The sequence below is a fragment of the Streptomyces sp. NPDC021225 genome, assembly GCF_044332865.1.
In the GTDB taxonomy this organism is placed as follows: Bacteria; Actinomycetota; Actinomycetes; order Streptomycetales; family Streptomycetaceae; genus Streptomyces.
This window is the reverse complement of the sequence record NZ_JBIRPV010000021.1, coordinates 1-14778: the sequence shown is the minus strand read 5'-3', so window position 1 is coordinate 14778 and position 14778 is coordinate 1. Positions and strand designations below refer to the sequence as shown.

The window sequence follows — 14778 nt, the reverse complement described above, 5'->3', positions numbered from 1 at the left end:
ATCACCGTGCTACACCTTCGGCTGATCGTCCCGGCCGACCGCACCGAGAAGGTGGTGCACACCGTGGAGCAGACGGTGGGCACCACCCATCTCGTGGTGCTGCCGGGCGCCGCGCGCAACCCGGCGGGCGATGTGGTGACGGTCGATGTGGCGCGCGAGGCGGGTGACGCCCTGCTGGGCGAGTTGCGCGCGCTGGGCCTGGACGCCGATGGCTCGATAGCCGTGGAGAACATCGATCTGTCGCTGTCCAAGCGGGCCGACAAGGCGGAGGAGGAAGCTCCGGGTGAGGGCGCGGACGCCGTCCTGTGGGAGCAGCTGGCCGAGGCCACCCACGAGGAGTCCACGCTCTCCGTGACCTTCCTGGCCTTCCTCGTCCTGGCCACGATGATCGCGGCCTGCGGTGTGGTGCTCGACAACGCGATCCTGATCGTGGGCGCGATGGCGGTCGGCCCGGAGTTCGGCCCGCTGGCGGGCCTGTCCACCGCGCTGGTCCAGCGGGCCCCGCGGCTCGCGGCCCGATCGACGATCGCGCTGGTCGTCGGCTTCGCGGTGGCGATGGTGCTGACGACAGGCTTCAGTGTGCTGATGGACGCCTTCGGGCTGTTCACCAGGGAACAGCTGGAGCGGGCCCGTCCGAACACCGACTTCATCTGGAAGCCGGATATGTTCTCCTTCGTCGTGGCCCTGCTCGCGGGCATCGCCGGCACGCTCTCGCTGACCTCGGCGAAGTCCGGGGCGCTGGTCGGCGTGGCGATCTCCGTCACCACGGTGCCGGCCGCGGCCAACGCGGCGGTGGCGCTCGGCTACGGCGAGATCGACCAGATGTGGGGCTCGACCGAGCAGCTGCTGCTGAATCTGGCCGGGATCGTGGTCGCCGGCACGCTCACACTGCTGGCCCAGAAGTTCCTCTGGGCCAAGCAGCGTGACCGAGCGCTGCGGCGGCTACGGGGAGACAGGGCCTAGCCCAGCGCGGACTTCACCGCGTCCGCGAGGCGCCCCGCGACCGACCGGGCCTGGTCGATGTCCGCGGCCTCGACCATCACGCGCACCACGGGCTCGGTCCCGGACGGCCGCAGCAGCACCCGCCCGGTCTCGCCCAGCTCCCGCTCCGCGTCGGTCACCGCGGCGGCCAGCTCGGCGCTGGAGGCGACCCGGGACTTGTCCACGTCCCGGACGTTGATCAGCACCTGCGGCAGCCGCTCCATGACGCCCGCGAGGTCGGCCAGCGTACGGCCGGTGGCGGCCACCCGGGCGGCCAGCAGCAGCCCGGTCAGGGTGCCGTCGCCGGTGGTCGCGTGGTCGAGCACGATGACGTGGCCGGACTGCTCGCCGCCCAGGGCGTAGCCGTGCTCCTTCATCTCCTCCAGCACATAGCGGTCGCCGACCGCCGTCTGGACCGGCTCGACGCCCTCGCGCCGCATGGCGAGCTTGAAGCCCAGGTTGGACATCACGGTGCCGACGACCGTGTTCTCGCGAAGCGTGCCCGCCTCGCGCATCGCGAGCGCGAGCACGGCGAGGATCTGGTCGCCGTCGACCTCCTCGCCCGCCGCGTCCACGGCGAGGCAGCGGTCGGCGTCCCCGTCGTGCGCGATGCCCAGGTGGGCCCCGTGCTCGACGACGGCGGCCCGCAGCGGGTCCAGGTGGGTGGAGCCGTAGCCGTCGTTGATGTTGAGCCCGTCCGGCTCGGTGCCGATGGTGATGACCTCGGCACCGGCCCGGGTGAACGCCTCGGGGGAGACGCGGGCGGCCGCGCCGTGCGCCCCGTCGATGACGATCTTCAGCCCGTCGAGCCGGTTGGGGAGGACGCCGAGGAGGTGGGCGACGTATTTGTCGAGGCCCTCGTCGTAGTCGCGGACCCGGCCCACGCCCGCGCCGGTCGGCCGGTCCCACGGCTCGCCCGAGGCGTGCGCGCGGTAGGTGTTCTCGATCCGGTCCTCCAGCTCGTCGGCGAGCTTGTGGCCGCCGCGCGCGAAGAACTTGATGCCGTTGTCGGGCATCGGGTTGTGGCTGGCGGACAGCATCACGCCGAGGTCCGCGCCCCGCTCCCCGGTCAGAAACGCCACGGCGGGCGTCGGCAGCACACCCACCCGCAGCACGTCCACGCCCGCGCTGGCCAGCCCGGCCACCACGGCGGCCTCCAGAAACTCCCCGGACGCGCGCGGATCCCTTCCGACCACCGCCATCGGCCGATGGCCTTCGAAGGTTCCCGCCTCGGCGAGCACATGCGCCGCCGCGACCGACAGGCCGAGCGCCATCTCAGCCGTCAGGTCGGCGTTGGCGACACCGCGCACACCGTCCGTACCGAAGAGTCGTCCCACTGGTGTCCTCCGAGATTACGAGCTGGGGGGCGGAAGCTTGCTTGTAGGTATACGCCCCCTGGTGCCAATAGCCGAACGCCCCGGCGGCACGGGTGGTGCCGCCGGGGCGTTCGAACGAGCGGACAAGCCGCCGCATGAGCAGCGAAGCCGCGATTAGCGCTTGCTGTACTGCGGCGCCTTGCGGGCCTTCTTCAGACCGGCCTTCTTACGCTCGGTGGCGCGGTCGTCACGGGTCAGGAAGCCGGCCTTCTTCAGCGGGCCGCGGTTGTTGTCCACGTCCGCCTCGTTCAGCGCGCGGGCGATGCCCAGGCGCAGCGCACCGGCCTGACCGGAGACGCCGCCACCCGAGATGCGGGCGACAACGTCGTAGCGGTCGTCCAGCTCGAGCACCTTGAAGGGCTCGTTGACTTCCTGCTGGTGCACCTTGTTGGGGAAGTAGTCCTCAAGGGTGCGACCGTTGATCTTCCACTGGCCGCTGCCCGGCACGATGCGGACGCGGGCGATGGCGTTCTTGCGGCGCCCGGTGCCGGCGGCCGGCTGCGGCTCGCCGAAGCGGGAAGCGAGCGACTCGGAGGTGTACTCCGACTCGATCGTCTCCACGCTCTCGGTGGTGTACTCCTCGACGTCGAGGGGGGTCTCGGCGGTGGTCTCGGCCACGATGCTCCTCAGATTCTTTTCGTCTTAGGGGGTGGCCGGGACTACTGCGCGACCTGGGTGATCTCGAACGGGACCGGCTGCTGAGCGCCGTGCGGGTGCTGGTCACCCGCGTAGACCTTCAGCTTCGAGAGCATCTGACGGCCCAGGGTGTTCTTGGGGAGCATGCCCTTGATGGCCTTCTCGACGGCCTTCTCCGGAGCCTTGTCCAGCAGCTCGTCGTAGCGGATGGAGCGCAGACCACCCGGGTAGCCGGAGTGGCGGTACGCCATCTTCTGGGTCCGCTTGTTGCCGGAGAGGTGCACCTTGTCGGCGTTGATGATGATGACGAAGTCACCAGTGTCGACATGCGGCGCGTACACCGGCTTGTGCTTCCCCCGCAGAAGGGTGGCTGCCTGAGAGGCCAGGCGGCCCAGGACGACGTCGGTGGCGTCGATGACGTGCCACTGACGCTGGACGTCGCCGGGCTTGGGGCTGAACGTACGCACGGTCGTTGCCTTCGCTTCTTCAGTGATGGGGTCTCCCCAGGTCCGCCAGGACCGAGGGGATGGGTCCGAACAAGGCCACCCGGACGATCACGACAGCCTTGGCCGCACATCGGTGACGCAAACCGAGTGCCTGCCGCTGGTCATCGGCCCGGTGGACCGGCGTAACGGCCTCTCACGTGAGAACGAGCAAGCCAATACGCATAACGAACTGGCAGAATACCGGCCCGCCCCCGCACGGGTCAAAACACCCCCGGCCGCCACCGCACCACTCACCTCTTACGGGCCACCCGCCCCTCGTCCCAGACCGGCTCCGACGCCTCCCGCACCACCCCGTCCGCCCCGAAGACCAGGAAACGGTCGAAGGACCTGGCGAACCAGCGGTCGTGCGTGACAGCCAGCACCGTCCCCTCGTACCGCTCGAGCCCCTCCTGGAGCGCCTCCGCGCTCTCCAGGTCCAGGTTGTCCGTCGGCTCGTCCAGCAGCAGCGCGGTGGCGCCCGCGAGCTCCAGCAGCAGAATCTGACCCCTTCCTTCTGGGGGACACCCCCAGACCCCCGTGCCCCTGCTGCCCGCCCGACAGCTTGCCGAAGCGCTGATCGCCCTGGCGCTCCAGCTCATAGCGGCACACCGCGGCTCACCGCTTGCGCGCCACCCGCCCCTCGTCCCAGACCGGCTCCGACGCCTCCCGCACCACCCCGTCCGCCCCGAAGACCAGGAAGCGGTCGAAGGACCTGGCGAACCAGCGGTCGTGCGTGACAGCCAGCACCGTCCCCTCGTACCGCTCGAGCCCCTCCTGGAGCGCCTCCGCGCTCTCCAGGTCCAGGTTGTCCGTCGGCTCGTCCAGCAGCAGCGCGGTGGCGCCCGCGAGCTCCAGCAGCAGAATCTGGAAGCGCGCCTGCTGCCCGCCGGACAGCTTGTCGAAGCGCTGGTCGCCCTGGCGCTCCAGCTCATAGCGGCGCAGCGCGCTCATCGCGCCGCCCCGGTCCTTGGCGTGCTCGGTCCACAGGATGTCGACGAGGGGGCGTCCGTCCAGCTCGGGGTGGGCGTGGGTCTGCGCGAAGTGGCCGGGCACCACCCGCGCCCCCAGCTTCCACGCGCCCGTGTGGCCGACCTCGTCCCCCGCCAGGAGCCGCAGGAAGTGGGACTTGCCCGATCCGTTGCTGCCGAGCACGGCCACCCGCTCGCCGTAGAAGACCTCCAGGTCGAACGGTTTCATCAGGCCGGTGAGCTCCAGCCCCTGGCAGGTCACCGCGCGCACGCCGGTGCGGCCGCCCTTCAGCCGCATCCGGATGTCCTGCTCGCGCGGCGGCTCCTGCGGCGGGCCGGCCTCCTCGAACTTCCGCAGCCGGGTCTTCGCCGCCTGGTAGCGGCTGGCCATGTCGGAGTTGTACGCCGCCTTCTGCTTGAAGGTGAGCATCAGCTGCCGGAGCTTGGCGTGCTCCTCGTCCCAGCGCCGCCGCAGCTCCTCGAAGCGGGCGAAGCGCTCCTTGCGGGCCTGGTGGTACGTGGCGAAGCCGCCGCCGTGCACCCAGACGTCGCTGCCCGCCGGGCCCGGCTCCACGCTGATGATCTTCTCGGCGGAGCGGGCCAGCAGCTCCCGGTCGTGGGAGACGAACAGCACCGTCTTCTTGGTCTCCCGCAGCCGCTCCTCCAGCCAGCGCTTGCCGGGGACGTCGAGGTAGTTGTCCGGCTCGTCCAGCAGCAGCACCTCGTCGGCGCCGCGCAGCAGCGACTCCAGCACCAGCCGCTTCTGCTCGCCGCCCGACAGGGTCCGCACCTGGCGCCACTGCGCCCGCTCGTACGGAACGCCGAGCGCGGCCATGGTGCACATGTCCCACACCGTCTCGGCCTCGTACCCGCCGGCCTCGGCCCAGTCGCTGAGCGCCTGGGCATATTGCATCTGCGCGGGCTCGTCGTCCCGGGTCATGATCGCGTGCTCGGCCTCGTCCACCGCCTCGGCGGCCTTCCGGATACCCGGCCGCGCGACCGAGACCAGCAGGTCCCGCACCGTCCGGTCGTCCCGCACGGACCCGACGAACTGCGGCATCACGCCGAGCCCGCCGCTGACCGTCACCGAGCCGCCGTGCGGCTTGAGCTCCCCCGCGATCAGCCGCAGCAGCGTGGTCTTCCCGGCGCCGTTGGCCCCCACCAGCGCCACCGCGGCGCCCTCGCCGACCCGGAACGACACATCCCCGAGCAGCACCCGTCCGTCCGGGAGGTAGTACTCGAGATGCCCTGCCTCCACATGTCCCATGGACCGGATTGTGACCTCCGGGCGCGTACCGGACCAACCGGTTTAACACTTGCGCGGATTAAGATGCGCGCCATGAGCTTTGGGCAAGGGGGGCCTTATGGGCCCGGGGGAGGCTACGGGCCCGGGGGTGCTCAGCCGCCGACGCCGGACTGGGCGGCGCTGGCCGACGACAGCGCCAGGCGCGGCCGCCGCCGCAAGCTGCTGTTCATCGGCGGCGGGGTGCTCGCGACGGCCGCCGTCGGGGCGATCGTGGCCACGGCCGTGATCAGCAGCGGCGACAAGGGCAAATCCGCCAACAAGTCCGACAAGTCGGCCAGTCAGCTGCCCGCGCCCCAGGACCTGCCGAGCGAGTCCCCGACCCCCGAGCCGACGTTCTCCGACGTCGCCCCGCCGGCCCCGCCGAAGCCGCTGGACATCCTCTCCAGCGCGCAGCGGGACAAGGCGCCCATCAGCACCGGCACTCTCTTCCCCGACAAGAAGGCCGTGGGGAACGGCCGCGAGTACGCCAAGGGCTCCACCGCGGCCACCAAGAGCTGTGCCACGGCGGCCCAGGGCAGCCTGGTCCCCGCCCTCACCGGCAACGGCTGCCGCCAACTCTTCCGCGCGACGTACTCGAAGGACGGGGTCGCGGTCACCGTCGGAATCGCCGTCTTCGACACCAAGGCGGCGGCGGAGCGGGCGAAGGAGCAGGCGGGGCCCAATGTGGCGTCCCTGTCGGGCGGCGGCGTGCCCGCCTTCTGCCGCCAGGCGGACTGCCGCGCCTCGGCCAACGCCATCGGCCGCTACGCCTACTTCACCATCGCCGGATACACCTCCGGCGCGGATGTGGCCTCCTCCGACACCAAGGCGCTGGAGGCGGGGCGCGATATCGCGGACTACGCCTTCCGCCGCATCCTGGAGCGCGGCAACCAGCAGGCGTCGGCGGCGGCGACGGCCTCCAACTGACACCGCGCACCCGCCCGACCCCGGTCTCCGCAGCCGGGGTCGGGCGGGGCGTCACATCAACCCGTCAGGGGCTTCAGGCCTTCAGGGCCTTCTCCAACTTGGCGACCTGCGCCGAGACCACGGCCTCCGGGATCTCGGACTTGGCGGGGTTCGCGATGTTGACGCCGAAGAACACGGACAGGTGCGTGCCCGAGCGCACGACGGTGAACTTCACGGCGGCGCCCTCCTGCTTGTCGGTCACCGTGTAGGCCAGCGCCTCGTCGCCGAGCTTCGGCGCGGTCAGCGTCTCCACCTTCGAGACGTCCGCCTTGTCGCCGGACCCGTCGGTCGCCTTGAACCCACCGGCGCAGGCCTTGAGGGCGCCCCGCAGGTCCGAGATGGTCTGCTCGGCGCCGGCCTCCGCGTACGAGGACACCCGGATCATGCCCGTGAGGCCCAGATCCGCGTCGTCGCCGCCCGGGGTGCCGGAGGCGAACGTCGCGTACGCCGAGGCCTTCGGCACCGGGTTCTGCTCGGCCCCCATCATCTGCGCCAGCGGCTGGCACTCGGCCTTCGCGGCCTTGGCCGCTCCGCCGTCGGCGTACTCCTTGTCCGTCATCTTCTCGACCTCGAAGCCCTTGACGTCGGCCTTCACGATCACGGCCTTCTCCAAGTCGGCCTTCGCGAGCGGCGCCGCGACCGCCTTGTCGCCGCCCGGCGTCTTCCCCGCCGTCTGCTCTGACGACTTGTCGGACTTCTTGTCCCCGTCGGAGTCGCCGCTGCACGCGGTCACCAACCCCAGCGCCGCCACGGCCGTGACCGCCAGCACGACGCGCGACACAGACTTACTCACTTTTTTGTCCACCCTTTGTTGATTCTCCCGCGATCGCGGTTGGGGTCATCAAACAACGGGTTGCGCGCGTTCGAACAGCGGTTTCCATGACGATCAGGTATCGCCGAAAAGGTTGCCCCTCGCCTGATCACGAGATCACAACGGCCCAACATGCCGTCCAGCGGCGGGGCCGGGAACCCCTCACGCCGGCGCGGGGGCAAGAAGGGCGGCCGCGTCGGCTGCCTGTGCCGTGACGTGTGCGGCCGCGCGGGCGGCTCGTCCGGTCACTCGCCAGGTGAGCATGCGTACCGCGATCGCCGGCGTCGGCGGAAAGATGCCGAGTTGCCCGAGCATGGCGACATCGTCGCGCACCGCCTCGTGCACGGCCACCTTGCCGTCGCGCAGGCCGAGCACATGGATCTGTTCAAAGTCGATCTCGCGCCCGGTAGGGGGTATTGCCTGGTCGAGGGCGCCCTCACGGAAGCGGACGAAGGGGCCCGTATGACGACCCCGCATGCGCAGCCGCACCCAGACCTGGTCATCGTCGCGGGCCGTGCCGAGGATGGGGAAGCGCAGGTCGCTGAAGGCCGACCGCATCCACGCGCCCGAGGCGAGGACCCCAGACGGCCCCGGAGTCGCGCAGACGCGTGCGCTGATCCTCCGGCAGGCCACAGAGCTCTTCGCCGAGCGCGGCTATGGCCGAGTCACGGTCGCGGACATCGCCTCAGCGGCCGGTGTCGCCGCGCGCGCCACCGCCGCGTACCGGGACGCACTCATCGCCGCCGCCCCTCACCTGCACACGCTCGCTCCGGCACCCTCCCGCACCGTGGAGGAGACGGCCGGCCTGCTGTGGTTCTGGTTCGGCCCCACCGGCTGGCGCACCTTGGTGGTCGAGAACGGCTGGTCGTGGGATCAGGCCGAGAGCGTCCTCTGCCGCACGGCGATCGCCACTCTTCACTGAGCCGGCGGCGGGCGGGGTCCATCGGATCCGCACGAGGCTGCATCAACGCGCCCCGCGCCCCTCCCGTTGAGATGGCCGCGACACCCGACCCCCGCGGAAGGTTGTATCGGATGGCCCAGATGTGGGGCATCGCATATCACCTGCCGCATAAGCAACCTTTCCCGCGTCCAACGGTCTTACCGACCGATCGATGCTTACCGAACCCATACCGGCCCCATACCGGGCTCATGTGGGCGTATTTCAGAGTGGTTTGTGAGTTGAGCGCATTACGTGAAGCTGAACGGGAGGCAGCGGCGCGACGGTCCGCCCAGGCCGCGCCTACATCACCATGAAGATCTCATTCCTGCTGCACAACGCGTACGGCATAGGCGGCACCATCCGCACGACCTTCAACATGGCAAGCGCGCTCGCCGCCCGCCACACCGTTGAGATCGTCACCGTCATGCGGACCCACGACGCGCCCAGCCTCCCCCTCCACCCCGCCGTCCGCATCACCCCGCTGATCGACCGGCGCCCGGACGCGGAGACGAGCGACGCGGACGACCCCCTGCTCACCCGCCCCACCGCGCACATCCCCGCCGCCGAGGCCAAGGGCACCACGAACTTCAACGCCCTGACCGACCAGCGCATCGCCGCCTATCTCGCGGACACCGACGCCGACGTGGTCATCGCGACCCGCCCCGGACTCGTGATCTACCTCGCCGAGTTCGGGCAGGCAGGCCGCTGTCTGCGGATCGGGCAGGAACACCGGATCTACGGCACCCACGAGGCCACCCTCCGCGCCGCCTGCGACGCCGCCATCGCCCGCCTGGACGCGTACACCACCGTCTCGGAGGCCGACGCGGCGACGCACCGCGCCCATCTGCCCGGCGTGGCCACCCGTATCGTCGGGCTGCCCAACGGGGTCCCCGCCACCGAGGTCGAGCCCTCCGACGGCTCGGCGAAGCTGGTCGTGGCGGCCGGCCGGCTCATCCCCGTCAAGCGGTACGACCTGCTGGTGGAGGCCTGGGCGACGGTCGCCGCCAAACACCCCGACTGGCACTTGCGCCTCTACGGCCGCGGCCCCCAGCAGCCGATCCTCCGCCGCCGGATCGACGAACTCGGCCTGGCCGACCACGTCACGCTCATGGGCGCGCACTCCCCCATCGAAACCGAGTGGGCCAAGGGCTCCATCGCCGCCGTCACCTCGCGCGAGGAGTCCTTCGGCATGACGATCGTGGAGGCCATGCACTGCGGCGTGCCCGTCGTCGCCACCGACTGCCCCCACGGGCCCGGCGAGATCATCACCCACGGCCAGGACGGCCTCCTCGTCCCCGTCGGCGACAGCGACGCCATCGCCAAGGGGCTGCTGAGCCTGATCGAGGACGACGAACTGCGCCGCACCATGGGCGCGGCAGCCCGCACAGCCGCCCAGCGGTACGCGCCTGAGCGCGTGGCGGAGGCGTACGAGCAACTGTTCACGCAGCTCTACGAGGCACGCGGCACGTCCGCCCCCGCGACCCGGCGCGGACGCCGTCCGCTGCGAGGGCTCGCCACCCCGGGGACGCCCCTGAAGACCGCACTCAAGGGCGCGGTCAAGCAGCTGATCCGCAAGCCGCTGCGCCCCAGCGCCTCCTGCCGCGTCGACGCGGACGGCAACCTGACCGTCCTGATCGACCGCACGGACGTACGCGGCACCGACCTCGCGCTCACCCTCACCCGCCGCGACGATCACGACGGCCAGGGGGCCGCCCCCCTCACCCTGCCCCTGCGTCCCCCCGCCACCGACGACGCCCCCTGGACCGCGCTGCTCGACCGCCGCGCCCTCACCCTCGCGGAGGGGCGCTGGGACCTGCATGTCCTACGCCCCGGCGACGGCGCCCGCCGCCGGGTGGTCTGCCGCTTCGCGGAGGGGCGCGGCCTGCTGGACCTGGAAGATCCGTCGCCCGACGCCCCGTTCTCCTGGTGGATCCCGTACCGCACCGTGGGCGGCCATCTCGCCCTGCGCACCTGGCACCGCCGGGCCCACGCCGAGGCCCGGACCATCCACGCCGACGCCGAGGCGCTCAACGTGGCCGGCACCCTGCACGGCACCGCCTTCCCCGCGGGCGCGACCCCCACCGTCCTGGCCGTCCCCCGCGGCGGCCCGTCCCGCCCCTTCACCGTCCCCGTCACGGCCCTCGGCCCGGCCGAGTTCCGCGCCACCATCCCGTACGACCGGATCCGCGAGGCCCACACGGAATCACCCAAGGCCCCGGTCTGGGACCTGACGCTCCGTCTCACCCCGGACACCCCAGCCCCGGCCGACATCAGCCCGCTCCGCGTCGGCCGGATCATGGGCGACATCGTCGACCGCAACAAGACGGACCTCTACCCGTCCACCGACGGCATCCGCCCTTACCTCACGAAGGCCAACAACCTGGCTGTCACGTGCCCGAGCCCCGGGAAGTGAGTCCGGAGGTGGAGTCGCCGGGTTCGGGCAGGCTCGAGCCGGACACAAGGAGGGAGAGCATCGACACCGCTTCCTCCCCGAGCGCCCCCTGGAAGACCCGCACCTCGTCGACGGCCCCGGAGAAGTAGTCGGCCGCGTCGGAGCCGGTCGCCGACCGGCCGACATCGAGGCGCGTCGTGGAGAGGTCCCAGGAGTTGACCCACATGGTCTCCGCGCCGGCCAGTTCGCCATTGACATATAGCCGAACCTCGCGGGCCGTCGCGTCGTACACCAGCGCCAGGTGATCGCCGAAGTTCTCGTCGCTGGGGTATGTGCCCACGGCCCGGGCCGTGCTGACCGCGGCACCGCTGTCGTCCCGACTCGTCACCGCGAGCTCCCACCTCTGCGTGAAGGGCGAGTAACGCACCACCGCGGCCCGGGCGAATTGGCCGGAAAGACTCAGGACCGTGTGGTTCCCTGCCGTGTCCAAGGACGACAGCCGGGCTCGTGCGGTGATCGAGAAACTGTCCTCGGACGCCAGCAGCCCGGCAGCCCGGTCGGCGAACGCGCTCGTGCCATTCAAAGCCAGGTGCCCGTTGCCGCTGAGGGCGTAGGCGTTCGGATCGACCACGCAGTCCGGGTCCATGCCGGGGTCACACCCGGGATCCGCCGGGGTGTAGATCGACGCGCCGCCGCGCAGTGAAATCCCCGTTCCCGCCGACTCGTCCGGTCGCTTCGGATCCATATCGGGGGCGACGCCGCCGGTGGCGGATTCGAGGGACCAGTAAGCGACCTGATGCGGCTTCACGGTGCCCAGCTCCTCGGCCTCGGGCACCGGGACGACACGGTCGTACGCCCGCACATCCGCCACGGTCCCCCGCAGCCGGCCGGTGTACCCGGAGGGGGATGCCTCGCGCCCGATCTGCAAACCGCCGGTACCGCCGGCCACCGTGCGGCCAGGCCGGATGTCCTCCTTCACCAGACGCCCGTTCACATACAGCCGGAGGCTGCCCGCTTCGACGTCGTACACCCCCAGGAGGTGGATCCAGCTCTGCCGCGGCGCGGCGCCACCCGACACCGCCCAAGACAAGGACCCGCCCTCGGCTGGCGACGCGCGAAAGGCCCAGGCACCTGCCTCATCGTCATATCCCAGGGCGAAGGCGGGCCCGTCGGTGCCATCCTGGCTGACCACGGTCATCGAGCGGGACGGCCGATCGGGCAGATACACCCAGGCCCCCACTGCGAACGCCTTGCGCGTGTCGAGTGCCGACCCACCCGCGTCCAGGTACGCGCCGCTCGTGCCGTCCAGGGCCGCCGCGGTACCGGTGTTCCAGCCGTGGCCCGGCCGCCCGAACGTCACGCCCGGCCCGGCCGTGGCCGACGGGGCGGATCCGCTGCCCTGGGCCCGCTCCGAACCTTCGGGGTCGTCCAGCCGCCACGCGGCCTTGGGAGCCCGTCCCGAGGCGACCTGGAACCAGGAAGTGCCCGTCCCCACGGTGGAACCTTCGCTGTCGTACGCCCTCACGGACAGGTGATACACACCTGCGCTCTCCGGCATGAAACGAAAGGTCACAGGACCGCCAGGAACAGACGGGGTTAGGGTCGCCCGGCCCTGACCGGTCAGTTCGTACTGGTACTTCACCGCGTCAGGGGAGGCGGCGTCGAGCGTGAAGCTGCCGTACTCTCCCGCGCCGTCATACCACTGCTCGTCGTCCGGATACCGGTCCGAGGTGATGGCCACCGGCTGGATCTCCGCCGCGGCGGCCGAAGTCGCACCGAACGGCAGCCCGGCCGGCAAGTCCGCCACCCCCACTGCGACCAGCATGGTCAGAGCCGCCGTCACCGACCCGGCCCGCGCCCAGCGTCTGAGTCCGTGGCCGTCTCTTCCGTCTCGCTGTCGCATTCCCCACCCCTTGTGATGAGATCATCTGACTCAAGGGAGACTTCCCCGAACAGGCGTGCCCATACAAGACGCTAACGGGCCAACAGAGCCGCTGAGCCTCAGCAGCAGCCCGCCCCCGCCGCCGTCGGACCCACCAGCGGCAGCGAACGCCTGTTGCGGGCCTCGCGGTTGCGGGCGGCGAGTTGGTCGTCGGCAGGGTAGCCGACCTGTTCGAGGGTCAGGCCGTGGGGGCGGACGACATGGACCGCGGAGTCGCGGACTCCGGCGGCGAGGACCTTGGCGGGCCAGTCCGGCGGGCGGTGGCCGTCGCCGACGAAGAGGAGGGCGCCGACCAGGGAACGGACCATGTTGTGGCAGAAGGCGTCGGCCCGGACGGTCGCCGTGATGATGCCGTCGGGGCCGCGCTCCCAGCTGAGGTGCTGGAGGGTGCGGATGGTGGTGGCGCCGTCGCGCTTCTTGCAGTACGCCGCGAAGTCGTGCTCTCCGAGGAGCTGCTGCGCGGCCTCGTTCATGGCGTCCACGTCCAGCGGCCAGTCGTGCCACAGCACATGCCCGCGCAGCAGCGGGTCGACGCCGCCGGGGTGGTCGACGACGCGGTAGGCGTAGCGGCGCCAGATGGCGGAGAAGCGGGCGTTGAAGCCGGGCGGGGCCTCCGCCACGGACCAGACGCGTATGTCGTGCGGGAGCCGGCCGGCCAGGCGGCGCAGCAGCTTCTCGCGGTGTTCGGCCCAGACGGGCTCCGGGAGGTCGACATGGGCGACCTGGCCGCGCGCGTGCACGCCCGCGTCGGTGCGGCCGGCGACGGTCAGCTCCACGGGGTCCTGCATGCGCATGACGACCTGGAGGGCACTCTCCAGCTCGCCCTGCACGGTGCGCACCGTGTCCCGGCCGCGCTGCTTGGCCCAGCCCGAGAAGTCGGTGCCGTCGTACGACAGGTCCAGCCGGACGCGTACGTAGCCTTCGGGCGCCTCGTCCGTCACCCGGAAATCCTCTCCATGCAGGACGGGCCCGCCCCCAAGTCGCTGGGAGCGGGCCCGTCACCTCAAGCCGTCAGAACGACGCTCAGGCGTCCTTGTCCTTGGACTCCTCGGCCTCAGCGGCCTCCGCCGGGGCCTCGGCGGCCTCGGCGGCCTCGTCCTTCTTCAGGCCCTCGAGCGCCTGGTCGCCGGCAGCGTCCTTCGCGGTGCGCTTGGTGGCGGCCTCGGCCTCGCCGACAGCCTGCTGCTGCACGGTCAGCGCCTCGACCAGCTCGATGATCGCCATGGGCGCGTTGTCGCCACGACGGTTACCGATCTTGGTGATGCGGGTGTAGCCACCCGGCCGGTTCTCGTAGCGCGGGCCGATCTCGGTGAAGAGAGTGTGCACGACGCTCTTGTCACGGATGGTCTGGAGCACCAGACGGCGGTTGTGAAGGTCGCCCTTCTTCGCCTTGGTGATCAGCTTCTCCGCGACCGGGCGCAGACGGCGGGCCTTCGCCTCGGTGGTCTTGATGCGGCCGTGCTCGAACAGCGAGGTGGCGAGGTTCGCCAGCATGAGCCGCTCGTGCGCAGCGCTGCCGCCCATACGGGCGCCCTTGGTGGGCCTCGGCATGTGTTTCTCCTTGGGTCTGCACCGGCCGTATGAGGTACCGGTGTCAGTCACCGACGGGCGAGCGCCCGCCGGAAGTTCTGGGCAGAACCGAGGGCCCCGGGCTCAGAGCCCGGGGCCCAGTGGTTCAGTACTGCTCGGTCTCCACGAAACCGGCGTCCGCGTCGTCGTCGGCGCCGAAGGCGTCGGCGGCGGCGGTCGGGTCGAACCCGGGCGGGCTGTCCTTGAGGGCCAGGCCCATGCCGGCCAGCTTCGCCTTGACCTCGTCGATCGACTTGGCGCCGAAGTTACGGATGTCGAGCAGGTCCGCCTCGGACCGCGCCACGAGCTCACCCACGGAGTGGATGCCCTCGCGCTTGAGGCAGTTGTACGAGCGGACGGTGAGCTCGAGCTCCTCGATCGGCAGCGCCAGGTCGGCGGCCAGGGCGGCGTCCGTCGGGGACGGGCC

General features: G+C 71.1%; 14 protein-coding genes and 1 pseudogene. 4 read left to right on the top strand and 11 right to left on the bottom strand.

Going from position 1 to position 14778, the window contains the following annotated elements:
* Positions 1-6: 6 nt before the first annotated feature.
* Positions 7-963 carry a DUF389 domain-containing protein gene (locus ACH4S9_RS45375; protein WP_398377445.1) on the top strand — a complete coding sequence of 319 codons (957 nt, stop codon included), beginning with the start codon at positions 7-9 and terminating at the stop codon, positions 961-963.
* On the opposite strand, the gene glmM is transcribed toward ACH4S9_RS45375, so the two are convergent.
* From glmM to ACH4S9_RS45350, 5 genes and pseudogenes are all read right to left on the bottom strand, one after another.
* Entirely contained in the window at positions 960-2318 is a 1359-nt protein-coding gene (glmM, locus tag ACH4S9_RS45370) for a phosphoglucosamine mutase (RefSeq protein WP_311726683.1), read from the bottom strand. The genes ACH4S9_RS45375 and glmM overlap by 4 nt on opposite strands.
* A gap of 153 nt (positions 2319-2471) precedes the next feature.
* Positions 2472-2975, bottom strand: a complete 504-nt coding sequence (gene rpsI, locus ACH4S9_RS45365; protein ID WP_311726682.1) for a 30S ribosomal protein S9 — start codon at positions 2973-2975, stop codon at positions 2472-2474.
* 41 nt (positions 2976-3016) lie between these two features.
* Positions 3017-3460 carry a 50S ribosomal protein L13 gene (gene rplM, locus ACH4S9_RS45360; RefSeq protein ID WP_311726681.1) on the bottom strand — a complete coding sequence of 148 codons (444 nt, stop codon included), beginning with the start codon at positions 3458-3460 and terminating at the stop codon, positions 3017-3019.
* 269 nt (positions 3461-3729) lie between these two features.
* Positions 3730-4081 (bottom strand): annotated as a pseudogene (locus ACH4S9_RS45355) (ABC transporter ATP-binding protein); the annotation flags it as partial.
* Between the two features lie 12 nt (positions 4082-4093).
* Entirely contained in the window at positions 4094-5713 is a 1620-nt protein-coding gene (locus tag ACH4S9_RS45350; RefSeq protein ID WP_358846567.1) for an ATP-binding cassette domain-containing protein, read from the bottom strand.
* A gap of 72 nt (positions 5714-5785) precedes the next feature.
* Here ACH4S9_RS45350 and ACH4S9_RS45345 point away from each other — a divergent pair, with 72 nt between their 5' ends.
* Entirely contained in the window at positions 5786-6658 is an 873-nt protein-coding gene (locus ACH4S9_RS45345) for a hypothetical protein (protein ID WP_398377443.1), read from the top strand.
* Positions 6659-6731: 73 nt separating this feature from the next.
* Here ACH4S9_RS45345 and ACH4S9_RS45340 read toward each other — a convergent pair whose 3' ends face one another.
* Together ACH4S9_RS45340 and ACH4S9_RS45335 are read right to left on the bottom strand one after the other, a co-directional pair.
* On the bottom strand, positions 6732-7490 hold the full coding sequence (locus ACH4S9_RS45340; RefSeq protein ID WP_385348033.1) for a hypothetical protein: 759 nt from the start codon (positions 7488-7490) through the stop codon (positions 6732-6734).
* A gap of 180 nt (positions 7491-7670) precedes the next feature.
* Positions 7671-8066, bottom strand: a complete 396-nt coding sequence (locus tag ACH4S9_RS45335; protein ID WP_398377441.1) for an ester cyclase — start codon at positions 8064-8066, stop codon at positions 7671-7673.
* On the opposite strand from ACH4S9_RS45335, the gene ACH4S9_RS45330 reads away from it, so the two are divergent.
* The gene (locus ACH4S9_RS45330) at positions 8032-8430 is read left to right on the top strand and encodes a TetR family transcriptional regulator (RefSeq protein ID WP_398377440.1); all 399 of its coding nucleotides are present in this window, start codon (positions 8032-8034) and stop codon (positions 8428-8430) included. The two genes, ACH4S9_RS45335 and ACH4S9_RS45330, sit on opposite strands and share 35 nt — an antisense overlap.
* A gap of 328 nt (positions 8431-8758) precedes the next feature.
* The gene (locus ACH4S9_RS45325) at positions 8759-10861 is read left to right on the top strand and encodes a glycosyltransferase family 4 protein (protein ID WP_398377439.1); all 2103 of its coding nucleotides are present in this window, start codon (positions 8759-8761) and stop codon (positions 10859-10861) included.
* Here ACH4S9_RS45325 and ACH4S9_RS45320 read toward each other — a convergent pair.
* The 4 genes from ACH4S9_RS45320 to ACH4S9_RS45305 form a co-directional block, all read right to left on the bottom strand.
* A complete protein-coding gene (locus ACH4S9_RS45320; RefSeq protein WP_358846561.1) occupies positions 10836-12665 on the bottom strand; it encodes a LamG domain-containing protein in 1830 nt (609 codons plus the stop codon). The two genes, ACH4S9_RS45325 and ACH4S9_RS45320, sit on opposite strands and share 26 nt — an antisense overlap.
* A gap of 176 nt (positions 12666-12841) precedes the next feature.
* Entirely contained in the window at positions 12842-13723 is an 882-nt protein-coding gene (gene truA / locus ACH4S9_RS45315; RefSeq protein ID WP_398377437.1) for a tRNA pseudouridine(38-40) synthase TruA, read from the bottom strand.
* An 82-nt stretch (positions 13724-13805) separates the two neighbouring features.
* Positions 13806-14333 (bottom strand): 50S ribosomal protein L17, encoded by a 528-nt coding sequence (gene rplQ, locus ACH4S9_RS45310; protein ID WP_398377436.1) that lies wholly within the window; start codon positions 14331-14333, stop codon positions 13806-13808.
* Positions 14334-14457: 124 nt separating this feature from the next.
* Positions 14458-14778, bottom strand: a 321-nt coding sequence (locus ACH4S9_RS45305) for a DNA-directed RNA polymerase subunit alpha C-terminal domain-containing protein (RefSeq protein WP_037767076.1), incomplete at its 5' end; no start/stop codon positions are given.

Excerpts from the sequence above, each read along its gene's own strand:
- ACH4S9_RS45350 (WP_358846567.1), bottom strand. The coding sequence starts at position 5,713 with ATGGGACATGTGGAGGCAGGGCATCTCGAGTACTACCTCCCGGACGGA.
- ACH4S9_RS45345 (WP_398377443.1), top strand. The coding sequence starts at position 5,786 with ATGAGCTTTGGGCAAGGGGGGCCTTATGGGCCCGGGGGAGGCTACGGG.
- ACH4S9_RS45330 (WP_398377440.1), top strand. The coding sequence starts at position 8,032 with ATGGGGAAGCGCAGGTCGCTGAAGGCCGACCGCATCCACGCGCCCGAG.
- ACH4S9_RS45335 (WP_398377441.1), bottom strand. The coding sequence starts at position 8,066 with ATGCGGTCGGCCTTCAGCGACCTGCGCTTCCCCATCCTCGGCACGGCC.
- ACH4S9_RS45325 (WP_398377439.1), top strand. The coding sequence starts at position 8,759 with ATGAAGATCTCATTCCTGCTGCACAACGCGTACGGCATAGGCGGCACC.
- ACH4S9_RS45320 (WP_358846561.1), bottom strand. The coding sequence starts at position 12,665 with ATGCTGGTCGCAGTGGGGGTGGCGGACTTGCCGGCCGGGCTGCCGTTC.
- rplQ (WP_398377436.1), bottom strand. The coding sequence starts at position 14,333 with ATGCCGAGGCCCACCAAGGGCGCCCGTATGGGCGGCAGCGCTGCGCAC.